At 66.5% G+C, this 18,239-nt stretch carries 23 protein-coding genes and 2 riboswitches; of the genes, 8 read left to right on the plus strand and 15 right to left on the minus strand.

From position 1 onward, the window contains the following. Nucleotides 1-2 precede the first annotated feature (2 nt). The 4 genes from VML93_RS05945 to VML93_RS05960 form a co-directional block, all read right to left on the minus strand. Complete coding sequence (locus VML93_RS05945) at nt 3-380, minus strand: STAS domain-containing protein (protein WP_325608627.1); 378 nt, start codon at nt 378-380, stop codon at nt 3-5. A 97-nt stretch (nt 381-477) separates the two neighbouring features. Continuing rightward, nucleotides 478-1,134, minus strand: a complete 657-nt coding sequence (locus tag VML93_RS05950; protein ID WP_325608680.1) for a PAS and ANTAR domain-containing protein — start codon at nt 1,132-1,134, stop codon at nt 478-480. Nucleotides 1,135-1,255: 121 nt separating this feature from the next. Next, the gene (locus VML93_RS05955) at nt 1,256-1,504 is read right to left on the minus strand and encodes a MazF family transcriptional regulator (protein ID WP_325608629.1); all 249 of its coding nucleotides are present in this window, start codon (nt 1,502-1,504) and stop codon (nt 1,256-1,258) included. Nucleotides 1,505-1,554: 50 nt separating this feature from the next. Next, nucleotides 1,555-1,785 (minus strand): hypothetical protein, encoded by a 231-nt coding sequence (locus VML93_RS05960; RefSeq protein ID WP_325608631.1) that lies wholly within the window; start codon nt 1,783-1,785, stop codon nt 1,555-1,557. A gap of 109 nt (nt 1,786-1,894) precedes the next feature. Continuing rightward, nucleotides 1,895-2,005, plus strand: a riboswitch (TPP riboswitch). Here VML93_RS05960 and thiC point away from each other — a divergent pair. From thiC to VML93_RS05975, 3 genes are all read left to right on the plus strand, one after another. Further along, nucleotides 1,997-3,637: a phosphomethylpyrimidine synthase ThiC gene (thiC, locus tag VML93_RS05965; RefSeq protein ID WP_325608633.1), complete on the plus strand. Its 1,641-nt coding sequence runs from the start codon at nt 1,997-1,999 to the stop codon at nt 3,635-3,637. It overlaps the preceding riboswitch by 9 nt. A 5-nt stretch (nt 3,638-3,642) precedes the next feature. Next, nucleotides 3,643-4,476 carry a bifunctional hydroxymethylpyrimidine kinase/phosphomethylpyrimidine kinase gene (thiD, locus tag VML93_RS05970; protein ID WP_414686290.1) on the plus strand — a complete coding sequence of 278 codons (834 nt, stop codon included), beginning with the start codon at nt 3,643-3,645 and terminating at the stop codon, nt 4,474-4,476. Next, a complete protein-coding gene (locus VML93_RS05975; RefSeq protein ID WP_325608636.1) occupies nt 4,473-5,102 on the plus strand; it encodes an alpha/beta family hydrolase in 630 nt (209 codons plus the stop codon). The genes thiD and VML93_RS05975 overlap by 4 nt, the downstream gene beginning before the upstream one ends. On the opposite strand, the gene VML93_RS05980 is transcribed toward VML93_RS05975, so the two are convergent. Then, entirely contained in the window at nt 5,005-6,306 is a 1,302-nt protein-coding gene (locus tag VML93_RS05980; protein ID WP_325608638.1) for a TetR/AcrR family transcriptional regulator, read from the minus strand. The genes VML93_RS05975 and VML93_RS05980 overlap by 98 nt on opposite strands. A gap of 115 nt (nt 6,307-6,421) precedes the next feature. Here VML93_RS05980 and VML93_RS05985 point away from each other — a divergent pair, with 115 nt between their 5' ends. Together VML93_RS05985 and VML93_RS05990 are read left to right on the plus strand one after the other, a co-directional pair. Next, on the plus strand, nt 6,422-6,646 hold the full coding sequence (locus tag VML93_RS05985) for a hypothetical protein (protein WP_325608640.1): 225 nt from the start codon (nt 6,422-6,424) through the stop codon (nt 6,644-6,646). Between the two features lie 41 nt (nt 6,647-6,687). Continuing rightward, nucleotides 6,688-7,047 carry a hypothetical protein gene (locus VML93_RS05990; protein ID WP_325608642.1) on the plus strand — a complete coding sequence of 120 codons (360 nt, stop codon included), beginning with the start codon at nt 6,688-6,690 and terminating at the stop codon, nt 7,045-7,047. A 143-nt stretch (nt 7,048-7,190) separates the two neighbouring features. Here the strand turns inward: VML93_RS05990 and VML93_RS05995 are convergent, their stop codons facing one another. From VML93_RS05995 to VML93_RS06015, 5 genes are all read right to left on the minus strand, one after another. Then, on the minus strand, nt 7,191-8,687 hold the full coding sequence (locus VML93_RS05995) for a peptidase (RefSeq protein WP_325608644.1): 1,497 nt from the start codon (nt 8,685-8,687) through the stop codon (nt 7,191-7,193). Between the two features lie 132 nt (nt 8,688-8,819). Beyond that, complete coding sequence (locus VML93_RS06000) at nt 8,820-10,304, minus strand: M28 family peptidase (RefSeq protein WP_325608646.1); 1,485 nt, start codon at nt 10,302-10,304, stop codon at nt 8,820-8,822. Further along, the gene (locus VML93_RS06005) at nt 10,301-11,803 is read right to left on the minus strand and encodes a M28 family metallopeptidase (protein WP_325608648.1); all 1,503 of its coding nucleotides are present in this window, start codon (nt 11,801-11,803) and stop codon (nt 10,301-10,303) included. Before VML93_RS06005 ends, VML93_RS06000 begins: the two co-directional genes overlap by 4 nt. A gap of 56 nt (nt 11,804-11,859) precedes the next feature. Then, nucleotides 11,860-12,285, minus strand: a complete 426-nt coding sequence (locus VML93_RS06010; RefSeq protein ID WP_325608649.1) for a DUF2752 domain-containing protein — start codon at nt 12,283-12,285, stop codon at nt 11,860-11,862. A gap of 15 nt (nt 12,286-12,300) precedes the next feature. Further along, a complete protein-coding gene (locus VML93_RS06015; protein WP_325608651.1) occupies nt 12,301-12,627 on the minus strand; it encodes a CD225/dispanin family protein in 327 nt (108 codons plus the stop codon). 297 nt (nt 12,628-12,924) lie between these two features. Here VML93_RS06015 and VML93_RS06020 point away from each other — a divergent pair, with 297 nt between their 5' ends. Continuing rightward, complete coding sequence (locus VML93_RS06020) at nt 12,925-13,416, plus strand: serine/threonine protein kinase (RefSeq protein WP_325608653.1); 492 nt, start codon at nt 12,925-12,927, stop codon at nt 13,414-13,416. A 228-nt stretch (nt 13,417-13,644) separates the two neighbouring features. Continuing rightward, nucleotides 13,645-14,163, plus strand: coding sequence for a serine/threonine protein kinase (locus VML93_RS06025; protein WP_325608655.1), 519 nt, complete (start codon nt 13,645-13,647; stop codon nt 14,161-14,163). Here VML93_RS06025 and VML93_RS06030 read toward each other — a convergent pair whose 3' ends face one another. From VML93_RS06030 to thiO, 4 genes are all read right to left on the minus strand, one after another. After that, on the minus strand, nt 14,164-14,940 hold the full coding sequence (locus tag VML93_RS06030; protein WP_325608657.1) for an SGNH/GDSL hydrolase family protein: 777 nt from the start codon (nt 14,938-14,940) through the stop codon (nt 14,164-14,166). It lies immediately after the preceding gene. Continuing rightward, a complete protein-coding gene (locus VML93_RS06035; RefSeq protein ID WP_325608659.1) occupies nt 14,937-15,695 on the minus strand; it encodes a thiazole synthase in 759 nt (252 codons plus the stop codon). Before VML93_RS06035 ends, VML93_RS06030 begins: the two co-directional genes overlap by 4 nt. Further along, complete coding sequence (thiS, locus tag VML93_RS06040) at nt 15,688-15,885, minus strand: sulfur carrier protein ThiS (protein WP_325608661.1); 198 nt, start codon at nt 15,883-15,885, stop codon at nt 15,688-15,690. The genes VML93_RS06035 and thiS overlap by 8 nt, the downstream gene beginning before the upstream one ends. Beyond that, nucleotides 15,882-16,886 carry a glycine oxidase ThiO gene (thiO, locus tag VML93_RS06045; protein ID WP_325608663.1) on the minus strand — a complete coding sequence of 335 codons (1,005 nt, stop codon included), beginning with the start codon at nt 16,884-16,886 and terminating at the stop codon, nt 15,882-15,884. Before thiO ends, thiS begins: the two co-directional genes overlap by 4 nt. Continuing rightward, nucleotides 16,876-16,993, minus strand: a riboswitch (TPP riboswitch). (Overlaps the previous gene by 11 nt.) Before the next feature lie 38 nt (nt 16,994-17,031). On the opposite strand from thiO, the gene thiE reads away from it, so the two are divergent. Further along, nucleotides 17,032-17,709, plus strand: coding sequence for a thiamine phosphate synthase (gene thiE, locus VML93_RS06050; protein ID WP_325608665.1), 678 nt, complete (start codon nt 17,032-17,034; stop codon nt 17,707-17,709). On the opposite strand, the gene VML93_RS06055 is transcribed toward thiE, so the two are convergent. Beyond that, the coding region (locus tag VML93_RS06055) for an NUDIX hydrolase (RefSeq protein ID WP_325608667.1) at nt 17,681-18,239 on the minus strand (559 nt) is incomplete at its 5' end. The genes thiE and VML93_RS06055 overlap by 29 nt on opposite strands.

Raw genomic sequence — 18,239 nt, forward strand, 5'->3', positions numbered from 1 at the left:
CGCTACCGCTCAGGATCCTCTGCAGGTTTGACGCCCCGCAGCGCGTCGGACAGCGTCGGGTAGATGTCGAGAATCCGGTCCAGCTCCGTGACCTGAATCGGTTGCAGCACCTGACCGTGGCCGGCCACCAGCCGGACGGACGTCCCGGCCGCCGTGCCTTCCTGGTGGCTCTCGAGCACCGCATTCAACCCGGCGCTCCCGAAGAAGCTCACCAGCGCCAGATCGATGATGAGAAGCCTTGCCGGGTGGGCCCCAGCCAGGCCCAGCGCGTCGGTCAGGTTGGCGATCAACTGGTCGACGGTGCTGGAGTCGACGTCGCCTTTGACGTGCACGACGACCGCGTCGTCGCGAGCTTCGTGATCGACGTCCAACAGTTCCATTGCGTTTCTCCGCCTCGAATGTGTCAAATCCGGCCGGTAGACGACGTGGGGAGCCCGATGCCGCGCGCCGTCCAAAACGCTTTTGAGCCTAGTGGGCCTACCTGGCGGGTTCGCCACTGACGCGCTCGTGCACCGTCAGCAGCAGGTGATCGAACTTGCTCTGGGTGGCGGCAGGCACCGCTGACAGGCCCTGAACGTCCGCGACGAGTTGGGCCGCCAGCGCACGCAACTTGATATTCGTCTCCTGCGAGCGCCATTGCAGCACACGGAACGCCTGCTCGGGGCTGACCCGATAGATCGCCATCAGGACGCCCTTGGCCTGCTCGATCGCCGCACGGCTCTCGAACAGGTCGGGCAGAGCCTCGTCGAGCACTTCCTGGCGCGTCTCGTCGAAGGTGTCGGTGAGGTCGATGTAATGGCCCTCGGTGCCCAGCACCGCCCCCGACTCGTCCAGCATGCGGTCGGCCACCACGATCGCGTCGTGCACATTGCCCGAGGTGTCGACGAACCGGTGCCGGCTGGAGAACGACTCGCCTGAGCGCAACGCGTAGTCGAGCAGGTCCTGGACGTGTGCGCGATCGTCCGGATGCTTGTGCGACAGCAGCAGTTTGGTCGTCGGCACCACGGATCCGGGCTCATACCCGTGCATCCGGGCCACCTCGTCGGACCACTCCCAGCGCTGACCCACGAACCAGAAACGGAAGCTCCCCACGTTCAAGTACCCGGGGCCGGCGGCCACAGCCGCGCTGATCAGCTCGTCGCTCTGATCCGGTGCGCCGTTCTTGGCGGGCTGTTGCACGCCTCGAATCATCCCACTCTGCGGTCCCACCGGCTACCAGGAGGCCCGGGCCCGGAGATGAGCCGGGCCAACGCTGCTATCGGTCCGGTGTCGCGAGAATCTTGAACAGCACGTCGTCGACATCGGTGAGGGCTTGGATGTCGACTCGACGGCTGAGTTTGTTGAGGGCAGCCTTTCGCAGACTGGTCACCAGGCCGGGCGCCACCCACTGGGAGTCGCCCAGCTCCACCCCGAAGCCGGTGTCAGGGTCTTGGTCGAATATCGGCACGACAATGACGGTCGGTTCGCTGGAAATCTCGTTGTACACCGTCGACGAGATGACCAAGACGCCGATCCCAATGCCCGTCGTCCAAATGTCGCCCCGGCGAGGTGATTTCAACGCTTCGGCAAATCGTCGAGATTGCGGTCGGGCCAGGTCTCACTGAATGCGGCGAACTCAGGGTGCTGCTGCATCCACTGGTCGTGCGCCGCGCAGCGTCGCCGCATGTCCTCGCTATCCAACAAGGACTCGATCCATGCGTTCATCGACTTCCCGTCGTCGTCTGCGTAGCGCTTTACGGCGTTGTATGCGGCGTCCGAGAGTCGTAGCGTGATCATCCTCGCCATCGCTGGATGCTAGCAGTTTGTGCTAGCGACTGGCGTCCATCCGCTGGCCGATTCGTGCGACCGACGCTGCCAGGCTGCCAATCACGGCGGGTCTGCGCTAGCGTGGAAACCACCCAAACGCGGGAGCGCACGCCGAGTGTGCTGAGAGGACGGCTCGGGGCCGTCGACCGTACGAACCTGACCGGGTAATGCCGGCGTAGGGAGATGAGAAATGACCGTAATTGTCGAACCTTCCGTGACCACCGGACCGATTGCGGGCAGCAGCAAGGTCTACCGCGACGTGGAGTGCCCGGGCGGGGCGCGTCTCGGTGTCCCGTTCCGCCGGGTGCACCTGTCCACCGGCGACCACTTCGATCTGTACGACACCTCCGGGCCCTACACCGATCCCGACGCGAAAATCGACCTGGCGGCCGGCCTGCCGCCGCGGCCCGGTGTGATCCGCGACCGCGGCACGCAGTTGCAGCGCGCCCGCGCCGGCGAAATCACGGCCGAGATGGCGTTCATCGCCGCCCGCGAAGACCTGCCGGCGGAGCTGGTCCGCAACGAGGTCGCCCGGGGCCGCGCGATCATCCCGGCCAACCACAACCACCCCGAGAGCGAGCCGATGATCATCGGCAAGGCGTTCGCGGTCAAGGTCAACGCCAACATCGGCAACTCTGCGGTGACCTCGTCGATCGCCGAAGAGGTGGACAAGATGGTGTGGGCCACCCGCTGGGGCGCGGACACCATCATGGACCTGTCCACCGGCAAGAACATTCACGAAACCCGCGAGTGGATCCTGCGCAATTCGCCGGTTCCGGTCGGCACGGTGCCGATCTACCAGGCGCTGGAGAAGGTCAAGGGCGATCCGACCGAACTCACCTGGGCGATCTACCGCGACACCGTCATCGAGCAGTGCGAACAGGGCGTCGACTACATGACCGTGCACGCCGGCGTGCTGCTGCGGTATGTGCCACTGACCGCCAAGCGGGTCACCGGCATCGTGTCCCGCGGCGGATCGATCATGGCGGCCTGGTGCCTGGCCCACCACCAAGAGTCGTTCCTCTACACCAACTTTGAGGAGCTTTGCGACATCCTGGCCGGCTACGACGTCACCTTCTCCCTGGGCGACGGCCTGCGGCCGGGCTCGATCGCCGACGCCAACGACGCCGCCCAATTCGCTGAGCTGCGCACCCTGGGCGAGCTCACCAAGATCGCCAAAGCCCATGGCGCACAGGTGATGATCGAGGGCCCGGGCCACATCCCGATGCACAAGATCGTCGAGAACGTGCGGCTGGAAGAGGAGTGGTGCGAGGAGGCCCCGTTCTACACGCTGGGTCCGCTGGCCACCGACATCGCGCCGGCCTACGACCACATCACCTCGGCGATCGGCGCGGCGATCATCGCCCAGGCCGGCACCGCCATGCTGTGCTACGTCACCCCGAAGGAGCACCTCGGGTTGCCGGACCGCAAGGACGTCAAGGACGGGGTGATCGCCTACAAGATCGCAGCGCACGCAGGCGATTTGGCCAAGGGACATCCCCGCGCGCAGGAGCGGGACGACGCGCTGTCCACCGCGCGTTTCGAGTTCCGCTGGAACGACCAGTTCGCCTTGTCGCTGGATCCCGACACCGCACGGGAATACCACGACGAGACGCTGCCGGCCGAGCCCGCCAAGACCGCGCACTTCTGCTCGATGTGCGGGCCGAAGTTCTGCTCGATGCGGATCACCCAGGATGTGCGGGACTACGCCGCCAAACACGGGCTGGAGACCGAAGAGGACATCGACGCGCTGTTTGCCGACGGAATGGCGGAAAAATCGCGCGAGTTCGCCGAGCACGGCAACCGGGTGTATCTGCCGATCACCCAGTGAGCTTCCTGCCCCCGATCCTGCCCCTGCCGTCGCCGGGGGCGACGCCGCTGCGGGTGCTGACCATCGCCGGATCGGACTCCGGAGGCGGCGCGGGCATCCAGGCCGACATGCGCACCATGGCGCTGCTGGGTGTGCACGCGTGCGTCGCGGTCACCGCGGTGACGGTGCAGAATACCTTGGGAGTCAAGGGCTTTCACGAAGTTCCCGACGACGTGGTGGCCGGCCAGATGGAAGCCGTCGTCACCGACATCGGCATCCAGGCGGCCAAGACCGGGATGCTGGCGTCGTCGAGCATCATCGCCACGGTGGCCGACACCTGGCAGCGGCTCGAATTGTCCGTCCCGTTGGTCGTCGACCCGGTGTGCGCGTCCATGCACGGAGATCCCCTGCTGGCCCCGTCTGCCCTGGAGTCGCTTCGGGGCCAACTGTTTCCGTTGGCCACACTGGTGACACCCAACCTCGACGAGGTGCGCCTGCTGGTGGATATAGAGGTTATCGACTCCACATCGCAGCGGGCCGCGGCGAAGGCCCTGCACGCCCTGGGCCCGCGATGGGCACTGGTCAAGGGCGGGCACCTGCGATCCTCGGAGTTCAGTTGCGACCTGTTGTATGACGGCGCGGACTTCTACGAGTTCGAAGCCGAGCGGCTGGCCACCGGCGACGACCACGGCGGCGGTGACACGCTGGCCACGGCGGTGGCGTGTGCGCTCGCGCACGGGTACACCGTGCCCGACGCGGTCGGCTTCGGGAAGCAATGGGTCACCGAATCCCTGCGCGCCGCTTATCCGCTCGGCGGCGGCCACGGGCCCGTCTCGCCGCTGTTCAGGCTCGGCTTATGAGCCTCGAGGAGATCGCGGGTGTCGCGCACGAACCGGAAAGCTCCCCGCTCGGAGTGGTTGTGCTCACCCACGGCGCCGGTGGGAACCGGGATTCCAAACTGTTGCAACAGGTTTGCGACGAGTGGGCCCGGCGCGGCTGGCTGGCGGTGCGCTACAACCTGCCCTATCGACGGCGCCGCCCGAAAGGTCCGCCGCCCGGCTCGGCGGCCAGCGACCAGGCGGGCATCGTCGAAGCGATGGAGTTGTGCCGTGGCCTGGCCGACGGTCCGCTGGTCGCCGGTGGACATTCCTACGGCGGTCGGCAGACCTCGATGGTGGTGGCCCAGAAGCAAGCACCGGTGGATGTGCTGACGCTGTTCTCCTACCCGGTCCATCCGCCGGGTAAGCCCGAGCGTCCTCGCACCGAGCACCTGCCGGACATCACGGTGCCCACCGTGTTCACCCACGGCAGCTCGGATCCGTTCGGCACACTGGCCGAGCTACGCGCTGCCGCGGCGCTGATCGCCGCACCGACCGAGGTCGTCGAAATCACCGGCGCGCGCCACGACTTGGGCTCGAAGACCCTCGACGTCGCCGGCCTGGCGGTTGCGGCGGCGCTGCATCTTCTTCCGGGCCAAAAAGCGTGAGCTCCATCAGTTTTCGCACACACGCCTGCGTGTAGGCCGACTCGTCTTCATAATTGACCATCCGCCCCAAGTCGACCACCAGCGCCATCGCCGCGTGCACCAGAAACCGCGCCTGCATCGGTGTGCACGACGGCCGCGCCGCCGTCAGCAGCCGCACCCACGAGTCGATCGTGGACCCCTGCACATTGTGCAGCAGCATCTGGTCGGCCGGTGTCAGGTTGACCCGCTCGGTGTAGTAGACGGCGGCCAGCTCCGGGTTGGCGAAAGATGTTGCCACATAAGCATCGATCAGCAGCGTCAACGTCTGGCGGGGCTCGGTGAGCGCGCCCAGAATCGGCGACAGCTGGCCGGAGGCCCGGTCGGCCGCGCGGCGCAGCCCGGTCGCCAGGATTTCGCACTTGCCGGAGAAATAGCGATAGATCCCGGACACCGACACACCGGCGGCCTTGGCGATCTGCGCCATGCTGGTCTCGGAATAACCGCGCTCTTTGAACAGCGCCATCGACGCGTGCAGCAACGCTTCGTAGACGCCGGCGTCCTCGGCGAAGATCCGCCAGGACGCCGGGCGGGGAAAGATGTCCCCCGGCTGCGGTAGGTCGGCACCCAGTACCGCCGAGGCGGCCTCGGCCAGCAGCAGCCGAATGTCGTCGGTGGGCAGCCGCGCCCCGTGGTCGACGATGCTGCCGATCACGCTGAGCACACCCGCCGACAGCATCCACCGTTGCGTGGATACCAACGTCGGCCGGATCGCCATGAGCGGCTTGTGGATTCGCCGGTTCACCAGTTTCAGTTGATCGGTCAGCGTGGCTTGGTCCTCGGCCCGCAGATACCGCGCCTGCCAGCGGTACAGACCACCGGACTCGCGATTGTCCAGCGTGGCGTCGATGAGTGCCGCGACCAGTTTGTCGAGCGTTGCCGACGAGTCGTCGGGTTCCGCCGCATCGGTGCAATCGACCAGTTGCTGGCTCAAGTTCAGCACGGCGCCGCGGAAGAGGTCATATTTGCCGTCGTAATGCCGGTACAGCGCGGCCGCCGAAATCCCGACCTTGGCGGCGATGGTTTCCATGCTGACCGCGTGATACCCCTGCGCGCTGAACGCCTCGGCGGACGCACGGGCGATCTGGGTTTTGCGGTCCTTGGGCCGCCGCCGAACGCCGGGCGCCGCCTCGCCCGACAAGCCGGTCGGGGCGGGCGCGGTAGACACCGCTTCACCATAGCCCGGACGGGCCCTTCCCAAACCTTGCCATTACCTTTCGGATGGTAGGAATCTCGATTAACATAATTACGGCTCACCGGGACCCCCGCCGAGGAGATCGCACATGCTGCAGAGGATTCGTCAGGTGCTCGACTTCGAGATCACCATCGGTCAACTGCTCGTCATCGGATTAATCCTCGGCACACCGTATCTGCTGTTAGGGACCATCTGGTCGGCGACGCACACCCAGCATTTGAGTCAAATGCACGGTGCCGATCTGGCGGTCTCTTTCTTGGGTTCGATCGTGTCCTGGCCCGTCCTGCTGTTCGCAAACGTCTGCATGACTTGAGCCCGGCTGCCGAATTCGTAGTTAACATCCAGGGAGAAGCCGTGAGTCATCGACAGGTATACATAGGGGTCGTCGGCGTGCTGCTGGCGGCCTTCGGTCTGGCGGCCATGTTCTATCCGATCCACCTCGGCCTCTACGACACGTACGGGATCAAGGTGAGCTGCGGCAACGGCTTCAACTCCACCCTGAGCCAAGCCAGCCAAACCGAGGGTCACGACGTCGCCGGGCAGTGTGGGAGCGCGCTGATGGTCCGGCGCGCCTGGGCCATTTCCGCCATGGTGCTGGGTTGGCTGCTGGTCACCTGGTTTCTGGCGAGCTGGGTACACAACGACCACTCAAAAGACGAAGACGCAGAGCCTGCGCACTACGTTCCACACCCGGAGATCGCTCGGCACTTTTAACGGGCTGGGGCACCGCCGGCTCCACCTCTAAGCGACATATTGCCTTGCCGCACAACGGTGTGAACCTGCGCGGAGATCGGCAGGGGCGGATTTCCGCCCTGGGCTCACGCCAAACCCCAGGTCAGCCAGTCCGCCCGTGCAGACTATGCGGGGTAGCGCGTGTAGCAGGCTTCCATTTTGCCGACCACGCCGCCACGGAACGCCGCTATCCGGGTGAACCCGGCCGGCACCGTGGCACCGTCGGCGTCGCTGGCGACCAGGCGGTTGGTCAGCAGCCCGGAGACGGCTTCGTCGAGGTCACCGGCGGTCAGCAAAAGCTGCTTCTTGGACGGCAGCTCGATGGGCTCGGCCATTTGGCGGTGCACGACACCGGTCAGGCACGCGGTCCGCAGCGCGGTCCACGGGCTCTGCATCGGCAAGCCGCGTTCATGCTGCACCGCAAGCGTGTATCTCGACATCACGATCGACAGGGCGGTGTCATCACCTTGCGGTAGCGAGTGTTGTCTCATGCCGGCGACCTTCGCCATCGAGGACAGGCTGGACAGGTCGACCGAGATGGTGTTGGTCTTCGGGCAATACGACGCCGGCGGGCTGGCCTTGGCATCGGGGCAATTGGCAGGCTTGAAGACCAACGAGGGTGGGTTCTTGGGGGAGAAGATCTTCCCCAACAGCTCCATCAACGTCTGCAGGGTGTCTTCGTTGATCGGGACCTCACCGGTCTCCCTGTCCCCGTTGGCCTCTCGCCGCAAGGTCTTGGGCAGGTCGCCGCGGCGCTGCTCGATTTCCTTGATGTCGATCGCGGCGCAGGCCGGGGTGCCGGTGATGAAGCCCATCTGGAAGGCACTGACCCGATCCAGCGCGTTCCCGTGTTCGTCGTCGTTTTCCTGATCGGAGTCCATGACCGGGTCACGGGTGGTGATGATGCCGGCCAGCACGTGGTCGAGCCCGTCGGCGGTGCTTATCGTGAAGCGCTTCGACTTGCCGTCTGCCACGTTGAACATGTAGACACCCGCAAAACAGTCGGCTTGCTGCTCCTTGACGATGGTTTGGGTGCTTCTGGTCACCAACTTGGCCATGTACTGCACGGCGTGGCCGAACTCGTGCGCCAGCACACCGGTGACGGACATGTCGCCGAAATACTTTTGCGCGACGTTCAAGAAGTCGGCACGGTCCCAGGCGATCAAGTTGCACCGCGAGGTGAAAAAGGCGTTGGGCATCTTGTAGGTCTCGCTGTGACAGATGATCGGGCTGCGCGGATCGGTGGAGTCATACGAGACGTACTTGTCGAGCGGCTTGAACGTTCCTTTCAGCGGTGGGCCGTAGTGCGCCTTCCAGTAATCCTCGATGTCGTTGAGCGATAGCAGCGCCAGCTTGTCAATCGGTCCGTTGTTGGTGTTGACGACCGTGCCGACCGCGGCGGGCGCGTTCGGGCGGGGCCCGCTGGGTCCGTTGGTCGCGGGCAGACCCCCCACATGGAACGGGTCGTTGAGCACCGACAGGCCCCGCCCGTCGACCATGGTGGTGCATGCCGCCAGCACGAGTGTCGCCGTTACGCAGGCAAACGCCGCGCGCACACCGACGACCGCTCTGCGCGGGCGACCACCCGGCAACCAACGTAGCTTTCGCACGTGGCTATTCATTGACCAACCCCGTCCCGACCGGCCTGCACAGCAGCACTAAAAGGAACCCCATCTTAGAACGCTCGGCTAACCGTAACGGCACAACGAACCCCGCACAACGAAATCCAAAGACGCCGTAGCGGCCATCCTCAGTTACGGCATCCGCGGGCGATGCCGCTTGTCGTGGCCCGGGACTCCGTTGGGGCCGCCGATCGACTCCGCGTAACTGCCCACCGCATAGGCCACCCCAGAACCCATGACCGCCAATGCTTCCCGGTTGATGTTGTCTACCGTGTCACGGGGGCTCTGATAGTTCGGGTCGAACCCGACGCCGGCCTGACCGCCCCAGAGTCGGGCCTGCACTATGGTTTTCGTCTGCGAGGCGCCGGTGTTCATACCCCCGATCGGCACCCCCGCGACCAGGAACGGATGGTAATCGGTCCGGGTGTTCAACGGCATGTCAGCGGGTCGCTTACCGGCCAGGTTCAGATAGCCGGACAGCGTCCGCTCGATGCCCGCCGAGCCTTCGGGCACATCCGAAGACGCCACACCGGTGCCGGGCGGACCGGACTGGTCGCCGTCGTCGGTGAAGAAGCCGGCGTTCGGGGAACCCAGCATGTCGAAGTTGAGGTACAGCGCAATGTCGTTGAGCCGATCGCGGTCCAGGCCGAAGACGTAGTCCGTGGACCCGTTGAGTCCGTCCTCGGCGGCCCCCCAGAAGACGAAGCGCACCGCGTTGGTCACCGGCGCCAACGGGCCCATCTGCAACGCGGTTTCCAGCACCGCGGCCACCCCGGACCCGGCGTTGTTGACGCCTGGACTGTCCGGCCCGCTGTCGAGGTGGGTCCCGACCATAACCACCTCTTCCGTCTTGCCGGTCTTGGTCTGTGCCAACACGTTTCGCGAAGTGATCTTGCGGGTCTCAGCGTCCAGCACCAGGCGCACCGGCGCGCTGGTACGGCCCAGCGCGGCGGCACCGGCGCCACCTACCACCGCGACCGGCACGGTCAGCTGGTTGTAGTAGCCGGGGGTGAACAACGTGGGCGGAGCTCCCGCACCACTGGGCTGGCTGATCACGATCAGCGCCGCGGCGCCCCTGGCCGTTGCGCTGTTCTGCTTGTCGACCACCGAGCAGTGGCTGTCGTCGACGACGGCGATCGCCCCCTTCGGCACCTCCGCCGGGTAGTCACCGGGCGCGCAGCCGGCCGGTTGCTTGGGGCGGACCGGCTGGCCGGTCAGCCCGCCGGCAGGTGTGCGGACCAGCAGCGAGGCCTGGTCGACCTGGTAGCTGCGGCCGGCAACCGTCAGCGCAGGCTTGCCCGCCGACACCGTGTACAACCGGTCGAACTGCGGCGTCGAAACGTCGAACCCCCTGCCGCGCAACGCCTTCGCCACGTAATCGACGCTGGCGTCGAACCCCGGTGTGCCCTGCGCCCGGTTGCCCTTGTTGACGTTGGCGATATCCTGCAGCGCGCGCAGGTGGGTGACCATCCGGTCCAGGGTCACCTTTGCGGCCAACGCACGACCCAGATCCGGCGCGGCAACCGGCGTTCCGGTGCTCGAAGACCGGTGCCACGAGCAGCCCGCCAGCAGCCCGATCACCACCAGGACCGTGGCCAGGCCGCGAACCGGCGTCATGGCTTGACGAGCACGTGCCGCGTACGGTCCTCCAGCACCGGAACACCGTTTCGCCCGCTGAGGTCCTGCGCGTACAGGGACACCACGTAGGCCACCCCGCCGCCTTGGATCCCAAGCGACGTGCGGTCGATGTGTTCGAGGGTGTCGCCTTTCTGGTGGTAGTTGGGATCGAACGGCTCGCCGGCCTTCCCGCCCCACAACCTGGCCTGCTCGTCAGACATCTTCGCCTCGGCGCCGGAGAACAGGCCGCCGGCCGGGATACCGGCCAGGGTGAATCCGTCGTAGTCGGAACGACCGTCGAACCCGGTGTCCTGCGCGGTCTTCCCGTTCGCCTTCAGGTAGGCGACGAATGTCCGCTCGATGCCGGCCGAGCCTTCCGGAACCACCGGTTGGCCGCGGTCCTTGAGCGCCAGCGATTGGTCGCCGTCGTAGGTGAAGTAGCCCGGGTTGGGCGATGCCAGCATGTCGAAGTTCATATACAGCGCAATGTGTTTGAGCCCGTCCAGGTCCAGCGACTGGACGTAGTTGCGCGACCCGATCAGTCCTAGTTCCTCAGCACCCCAGAAGCCGAACCGCACCGCATTGTGCACTTGCGGCGAGTTGCCCAGTTGAACCGCGGTTTCCAGAACCGCGGCCACCCCGGAGCCGTTGTCGTTGATACCCGGCCCCGCGGGCACGCTGTCCAGATGCGCGCCGATCATCACCACGTCGTTGGTCGACCCCGTCTTGGTCTGCGCGATGATGTTGCGCGCGTTGACACTCTGGGTGCTCGCAGCGAGCTTTATGGTGGCCGGCCCGGTCAATCCGCGCAGCACCATGCCGTCCGACTTGGTGACGCTCACCACCGGGATCTTGACGTCGGTGTTCTCCCCCAGGGTGCCGCCCATGTGCTGCTCGTCGACGTTGTCGACGACGACCATCCCTACCGCTCCGCGCTTCTCTGCGGCGTCCAACTTCTGCGAGAACTGGCAGTTGCCACGATTGACCAGCACCACCGCGCCTTGCGCCGGTAACCCGTCGTAGTCCGACGGCGAGCAGCCCGGGCTGTCGTTGGACGGCGCGATCACCAGCGGCCCGGTCACCCCGTCCGGCGGGGTGTCGTGGCTGTACTCGAGCGCACGTGCCTCCAGGGTCTTGCCGCCAACGGTCAGCGATCCCTTCTCGGCGTGGAACACGTGAGCGGAGAATTGGGACGTTTGCACGTCAAAACCGCTGTTGCGCAATACATTCACCACATAGTCGACGCTGGCTTCATAGCCCGGGGTACCGACCGCCCGGGTGCCGTTGTGGGCGTTGGCGATGTCCTGCAGCTTCGATAGATGCACCATCATCGCGTCGGCGGTCACCTTGTTGCGCACCGAGGTGGCGAATTCGGCCGCGGCGGGATTGCCGTTCGTCGGCAGCGCCTGACCCTTGCCGTGCGAACAGCCGGTCAGGATAAATAAAGTGAGGGCGACTACGGCAAGCACAGCCGGCGTCGTTCTTGATTTGTTCACCATCGCGCCCAAGGTTAGCCGTTCGGTACCCACCGCTGATAGTCCCGGCTCAGCGGCGTTCAGACGAACAGTCCGCTGAACGGCGGAAAAGGAATGTTGCGCACCACAAACCAAGCCAGCATCAACCCCAGTGTCACCGCCGGCGCCCAGCGCTGGTGCTGCCAACTTTTGATCCGTCGGCCCTTCAGGCGGCCATAGGTCCAAGCCACATATGCCCACACCAGCAGCGCCACCGCCACCAGACCCATGGCGTTGAACCTGGCCGCCGCCGACAGGTTGCCGTGCATAAGCGAATACAGCATCCGCATACTGCCGCATCCGGGGCAGTCGATACCCAGTAGCGCCTTCGTCGGGCAAACCGGCAGCGGACCGTGCGGTGTGGTCGGATCACCCACCCAGACGGCGGCACACACCAACGTCGCGGAGGCGGCCACCAGGAGCGGCGCGCCCAGACGCCGCGGCGCCGACTCTTGGCGGGTCAGCATCAGCGATCTCCTGACTCAGAACATCATGGCGGGCATCGCCGCGCTGTGGTCGCCGGCAAAGATCAAAACGGTCGCCAGGATGCCGGCGGCGACGTAAGCGACGCCGCCCAGGATGATCGACCAGATCGCCCACGTCTTGGCACTGTTGGCGACCGCCTGCGACTCCGCGTACTGACCCTGCGCCCACAGTCCGGAGACCTGGGCGGACTTGACCACCGCGAAGATCCCGGGGATCACACAGAGCACCAGCCCGACAATGGACAACACCAAGTAGTTGTTCGGCGCCTGCTCGGCCGGCGGTGGCGGCGGATACCCGGGCGATGGTGGCGGCGGCTCTGTCACGGGATCTCCGGTCACGAGGAGTTAGCTGGCGCAAAGCGGTGCCTACCATACCCTTACGCCGTGACACCGGCATACCAATCGCAAATCCCATTACGGACCGGCGGTAATGCGCATCCGAAATACGTTGTTGTTTTATTGTTTCGGCGCCAATACGGCGACACCTGCCAGTGCGGGAATTAATGCCCACACAGACAATTTCTAGCGGAATGTGTTGCGTGGCCTGGGCGTAGCCCTACGATGCCTGTAGCAAAAGCCCTGCTTTCGGTCCGCCGGTCCGACAACCGTAAGGAAGTCAAGATGTCTCATCTCACCAACGTGCTGACGGCCGCGGCGCTCGTGGGAAGCTTCGTCTGCGCGGGTACCGCCACCGCGAACGCAGACCCCACCGACACGCTCGCCGCCAGTCTTTCCAAGGGCTACAGCTCCAGCAACTGCAAATCCACGGTCGGTCCGAGCGGCGTGCAAGCGGTAATCGAGTGCGGGCAGAACTCAGACCCCAGCGGGCCGGTGTTTGCCAAGTACCTGCTGTTCGGCAGCGCCGGCGACCTCAGCGGTGCGTTCACCAGCAGCATCGCGGCTGACGCGCTGGCCAACTGCGGGGACGTCAAGTCGCCCAGCCCCTGGCACCAGGGCGCCTCCACCGACGCTGCCGGGCAACTGGCATGCGGGACCTACCAGGGCCAGGCCGAGGTCATCTGGACCACCGACGCCAAGACCGTGATGAGTCTTATCCGCGCATCCAACGGGGACACCGCCGCGCTGTACACGTGGTGGAAAGCCAACGGCTGACCTTGGGCAGCGGCGGAAATCGATCCACCTGCCTGGCATGCGAGCAGCGAATCACGTTCCCGTATTGGTGAATTCAAGCCGGTTGGACGACGGTGGCCCACTGGGCGGCCGAAATCGCCCAAAACAATTTTCGCCGAACATGTTGCATGCCTGCGGCATAGCTTTACGATGCCTTTTGGGAAAGCTCTGCATCCGGTCAACGACGTCCTACCACCGCAAGGAGTCAAAATGTCTCATCTCACCCATGCGCTCCGAGCCGCGGCGGCTGCAGCGCTCATGGGCAGCTTCGCCTGCCTGGGCACTGTGACCGCGCACGCAGATCCCACCGCTAGCTCGGCGGATCTCAATACGCTGGCCGGCTCCCTCTCCAAGGGCTACACCATCGACAGCTGCAAATCGGGTTCATTGAGCGGTCCTGTCCTGGCCGAGCTCGACTGCGGACAAAGCCCCGACTCGAGCGGACCGGCCTCCGCGATCTACCAACTCTTCAGCAGCACCACCGATTTGTCCTCCGCATTCACTTCCAACATCCACGACATATCCCTGACCGCGTGCGGAGACGGTGGCCAGTCACCCGGCACCTGGCACCAGGGCGGTTCGGGTACGGCTGGACAGGTCGCGTGCGGGACCTACCAGGGCGCCGCGACACTGACCTGGACTATCGACGCCAAGAAGGTGCTGGGCCACCTGCGCGCGTCGAACACCGACAACGGTGCGCTCTACAAGTGGTGGCAGACCAACGGCTGATCACAACTGGGCCGCAACAAGTTCCGCCACCGCACGCATTCCGGCGGCATTCGGATGCAGCGGCGCCGGCCGACACGGTAGCGGCACACCGGTTCTGGTCGGCGTGGTCGTCCAAGGCGCGGCCGACCACGCGTGGTGGTCCCGGCTGGCCGCCGCGGCCTGCACCACCTCGCAGCCGGTCGCCGCTGCGGCCTCGGCCGTGAGCCGTTCCAGCGTGGTCGCGACGTGGCGGCCCAGCTCGGCGACGGATCCCGAAAGCGGCGAGGCGGATTCACCCGCAGGCGGCAGCACCGTCAGATAGTCGACGAACAAGATCCGCGCGTCGGGCGCGCGCTCGCGCAGCGCCTGCCCGACCGCGCACAGTGAATCAAATACCTGACCCAGCGCCCGATCACGCATGTCGCGGTCCAGCAGCTCACGTATGCGATCGCCGAGCAGCGGAAGCCTACGGATCGCTGCCGGTAACGACGCGGCCATCAGCAGGGGGATGTAGCCGACGTCGTTGCCGCCGACAGTGACCGTGACCAGGGCCTCCGATCCGTCCAGCGCGTCGACTTGCGGTGGCGCACCGAACTGACGATCGGCGAGCACGTGCGCGGTGGTCGCACCCGAGAAGGTTACGTCGGCCAGGTCGAAGTGCAGTTGTTCGGCGACCAGATGCGGGTAGTTGCGCGCCGATCGGCCCGACCGCCACGGCGCTCCGGCGGCGCGGGGCCGGATGCCGGGCCCGGCCGCCATCGAACTCCCCAGCGCGACATATCGTTTCGGTGCGCTCATCGGGTCGGGCTGGACGCTTGCGCCCAGAAGCGCTTCGGGATCCGTCCGGCCCGGCGCGCCAGATGGCCCGCGGTGACGGCGGCGGCCATCGCGGCGGCCATCGTCGGGGGGTCTACGGCCCTGGTCACCGCGGTGGCCAAAAGCACAGCGTCACAACCTAATTCCATCGCGAGCGCCGCGTCGCTCGCGGTACCGATCCCGGCGTCGAGCACTACCGGAATACCGGCCCGCGAGACGATCATCTCGATGTTGTGCGGGTTGGTGATGCCCAGGCCGGTGCCGATCGGCGAACCCAGCGGCATCACCGCCGCGCAACCGGTGTCCTCCAGCCGCCGCGCCAGCGCCGGGTCGTCGTTGGTGTACGGCAGAACCACGAACCCGTCATCCACCAATTGCTCTGCCGCCTTGACTAATTCGACCGCGTCGGGCAGCAGGGTGCGTTCGTCGGCGATCACTTCGAGCTTGACCCAGTTGGTATTCAGTGCCTCGCGCGCCAATTGAGCGGTGAGCACCGCCTCGGCGGCACCGCGACACCCCGCGGTATTGGGCAGCGGCGTGATGCCCAGCCGGTTGAGCAGGTCGAGCAGTCCGGTTCCACCTTCGGTGTCGACGCGGCGGATCGCGACGGTCGTCAGCTCGGTTCCCGAGGCGATCAGCGCCTCTTCCAGCACCGCCAGATTGGTCGCTCCCCCGGTACCCATGATGAGCCGCGAGGCGAAGCTGCGGTCCGCGATCGTCAGTTTGGAGTCAACCACCTTGCACCGCCGTCACCACCTCAATTCGGACACCTTCGGAAAGCGTTGCCGCCCAGTGAGACCGAGGCAACACCGCCTGATCCAGCGCCACCGCGATACCCCGGTCCGGGAAGCCCAGCGACTCCAGCAGAGCCGCGACAGTGGTCCGGTCGTCGACCTCGACCTGCTGCTCATTCACCACGACGATCACGGCACGGCCCCCACCGGAGCGAGTTCGGACACGATCTGTTCGGCGGTCCATGGCGCCAACAGAAATCCCGACCGGCCGTGACCGGCGGCGACCAGGGTCCGTGCGTCCAGGCGTTGCACAATTGGCAGGTTATCGGGCGTCATCGGGCGCAGCCCGGCGGCACACTCGGCAAGTTCGTATTCACCGAGCGCGGGCACCACCGCACACGCGTCGTCGAGCAGATCCCGCACCCCCGACACGACCGGCGCGGTGTCGCGACCGTGTTCGTACTGCGTGGCGCCCACCACCACGCCGTCGCGGCGCGGCACCAGATACACCTGGCGCCCATGGACCCGGGCACGAATTACCCTCTGCAGCAGCGGCATACAACCGTTGCGCCAGCGCAGCCGCAACACCTCCCCCTTCACCGGACGGATCGGCAGTCCGGGCCAGAGTGCCGGTGCGTCAATGCCGTTGGCAATTACAACGGCGTCGGTTTCGACTTCGGACAGATCGTCGACCGGCGCCGCCCACTCAACGCCAAGGCGCTCGCAGTCACCGAACAGCGCGTCGAGCACGGCGCGGTTGTCCACGGCCAGTTCGGTGGGCGCCCGAAATCCGTGCCGGATACCTTGTGCCAGCAGTGGTTCGACATCGCGCGCGGCCGCCTCCCAGACCACCGGATGTCCCTGCCCGGACAGCCAGTCAGCGACGGTGCGCAGGTCGGCGACGTCGGCCTGGTCGACGGCCAGCACCAGCGACTCGCGGGCGGTGACCACCTCCGGCGGCAGCCCGTCCAGAAAGCCGCCCTCGCGCCACAGCCGCAGCGACTCCAGGCCCAGCCGCAGCAACCGTTCCTCGCCGGGCCAGCCTTCGCTGTGCGGGGCCAGCATGCCCCCGGCGACCCAGGACGCACCCCGCTCGCCGGTGTGGTGCACCCGAACGGACCATCCCGCCTGCGCCGCCCGGCGCGCCACCGCCAGGCCGATGACACCGCCGCCTACCACGGCCAGAGACTGCATCCTCGCTCCCTTCGCCGGCATGACCCGGATCAGGTGTGACGGTAAGGGCAAGTGCAGTTGCCCACTCTCAGCCCCGCTGGTAACCCGGGACTCCCGTGCCTACGGCTTTCTACGCTAGCGCGCTCACCGCGATAACGTCTGCCTTGTGCACGAACGTCTTGCGCAAGCGCGCCTCTACCTGTGCACCGACGCCCGCCGTGAGCGCGGTGACTTGGCCGAGTTCGCCGACGCCGCCCTGGCCGGCGGCGTCGACATCATCCAGCTGCGCGACAAGGGTTCGGTCGGTGAGCAGCGGTTCGGCTCGCTGGAGGCACGCGAGGAGCTGGCCGCGTGCGAGATCCTCGCCGATGCCGCCCGTCGGCACGGCGTCCTGTTCGCCGTCAACGACCGCGCCGACATCGCCCGCGCGGCCGGCGCCGACGTGCTGCACCTGGGGCAGGGCGACCTGCCACCGGGGGTGGCGCGGGAAATCGTCGGACCGGACACGCTGATCGGCCTGTCCAGCCACGACCCCGGCCAGGCCACCAAGGCGGCCGAGTCTGGCGATTGCGACTATTTCTGCGTCGGCCCCTGCTGGCCCACCCCGACCAAGCCGGGCCGCGCGGCACCGGGTCTGCAGCTGGTACGCGCAGTCGCAGTTTTAGAAGCCGACCTGGGCACGGGCAAACCGTGGTTCGCGATCGGCGGCATCGACGCCCAGCGGCTGCCCGACGTGCTGGCCGCCGGGGCCCGCCGGATCGTCGTGGTGCGCGCCATCACCGCGGCCGAGGATCCACGGACGGCGGCCGAGCAGCTCAGTTCAGCGCTCGCAGCAGCAAGCTGATCCGGGGACTCAAATGCGGCGGCGCGTGATCCAGGTCGCCGGGCATACACCAAACGAAGAGCCCGCCCTCGATCTCCATGGTGCGGGGCAGACGCTGTCGGCGTTCGTCGCCGTGGTCCAGCGGCACGGTCGCGGGGACGGTGCGCAGCAGTTGCCAGCTGGCGGCGAATCCGGGATGCAACGGCAGGTCGGCCACCTCGTCTTCGCCGACCCAGCGCATCTCAGCGCTTTCCCGGTTGGGCACGGTCTGCAGCAACTCGTCGGCATCGGCGACGACCGTGGTGTAGCTCCAGCTGGTGCCGCCACGCCCGGAAACCTCGGCGGTGACGACCGTCGCCCGCACGGCGATCCGCTCGGCAACCAGGCCGGCCTCCTCGTGCGCTTCGCGGACCGCGGTCTCCTCTGGCGTCTCGTGGCTGTCGCGGGCCCCACCCGGCAAAGCCCAGGTGCCGCCCTGATGGCTCCACACCGCCCGGTGTTGCAGCAGTACCGCGGGGGTGCCGTCGGGCATCGGGGCCCGCAGCAGCAAA

This window comes from Mycobacterium sp., from assembly GCF_035499775.1.
Lineage (GTDB): Bacteria > Actinomycetota > Actinomycetes > Mycobacteriales > Mycobacteriaceae > Mycobacterium.

Coding starts and splice junctions, on each gene's coding strand:
- VML93_RS06030 (WP_325608657.1), bottom strand. CDS start 14,940: ATGAGCGCACCGAAACGATATGTCGCGCTGGGGAGTTCGATGGCGGCC.
- VML93_RS05975 (WP_325608636.1), top strand. CDS start 4,473: ATGAGCCTCGAGGAGATCGCGGGTGTCGCGCACGAACCGGAAAGCTCC.
- VML93_RS05985 (WP_325608640.1), top strand. CDS start 6,422: ATGCTGCAGAGGATTCGTCAGGTGCTCGACTTCGAGATCACCATCGGT.
- VML93_RS05945 (WP_325608627.1), bottom strand. CDS start 380: ATGGAACTGTTGGACGTCGATCACGAAGCTCGCGACGACGCGGTCGTC.
- VML93_RS05960 (WP_325608631.1), bottom strand. CDS start 1,785: ATGGCGAGGATGATCACGCTACGACTCTCGGACGCCGCATACAACGCC.
- VML93_RS06000 (WP_325608646.1), bottom strand. CDS start 10,304: ATGACGCCGGTTCGCGGCCTGGCCACGGTCCTGGTGGTGATCGGGCTG.
- VML93_RS06025 (WP_325608655.1), top strand. CDS start 13,645: ATGTCTCATCTCACCCATGCGCTCCGAGCCGCGGCGGCTGCAGCGCTC.
- VML93_RS06010 (WP_325608649.1), bottom strand. CDS start 12,285: ATGCTGACCCGCCAAGAGTCGGCGCCGCGGCGTCTGGGCGCGCCGCTC.
- thiC (WP_325608633.1), top strand. CDS start 1,997: ATGACCGTAATTGTCGAACCTTCCGTGACCACCGGACCGATTGCGGGC.
- thiO (WP_325608663.1), bottom strand. CDS start 16,886: ATGCAGTCTCTGGCCGTGGTAGGCGGCGGTGTCATCGGCCTGGCGGTG.
- VML93_RS06005 (WP_325608648.1), bottom strand. CDS start 11,803: ATGGTGAACAAATCAAGAACGACGCCGGCTGTGCTTGCCGTAGTCGCC.
- VML93_RS05995 (WP_325608644.1), bottom strand. CDS start 8,687: ATGAATAGCCACGTGCGAAAGCTACGTTGGTTGCCGGGTGGTCGCCCG.
- VML93_RS06020 (WP_325608653.1), top strand. CDS start 12,925: ATGTCTCATCTCACCAACGTGCTGACGGCCGCGGCGCTCGTGGGAAGC.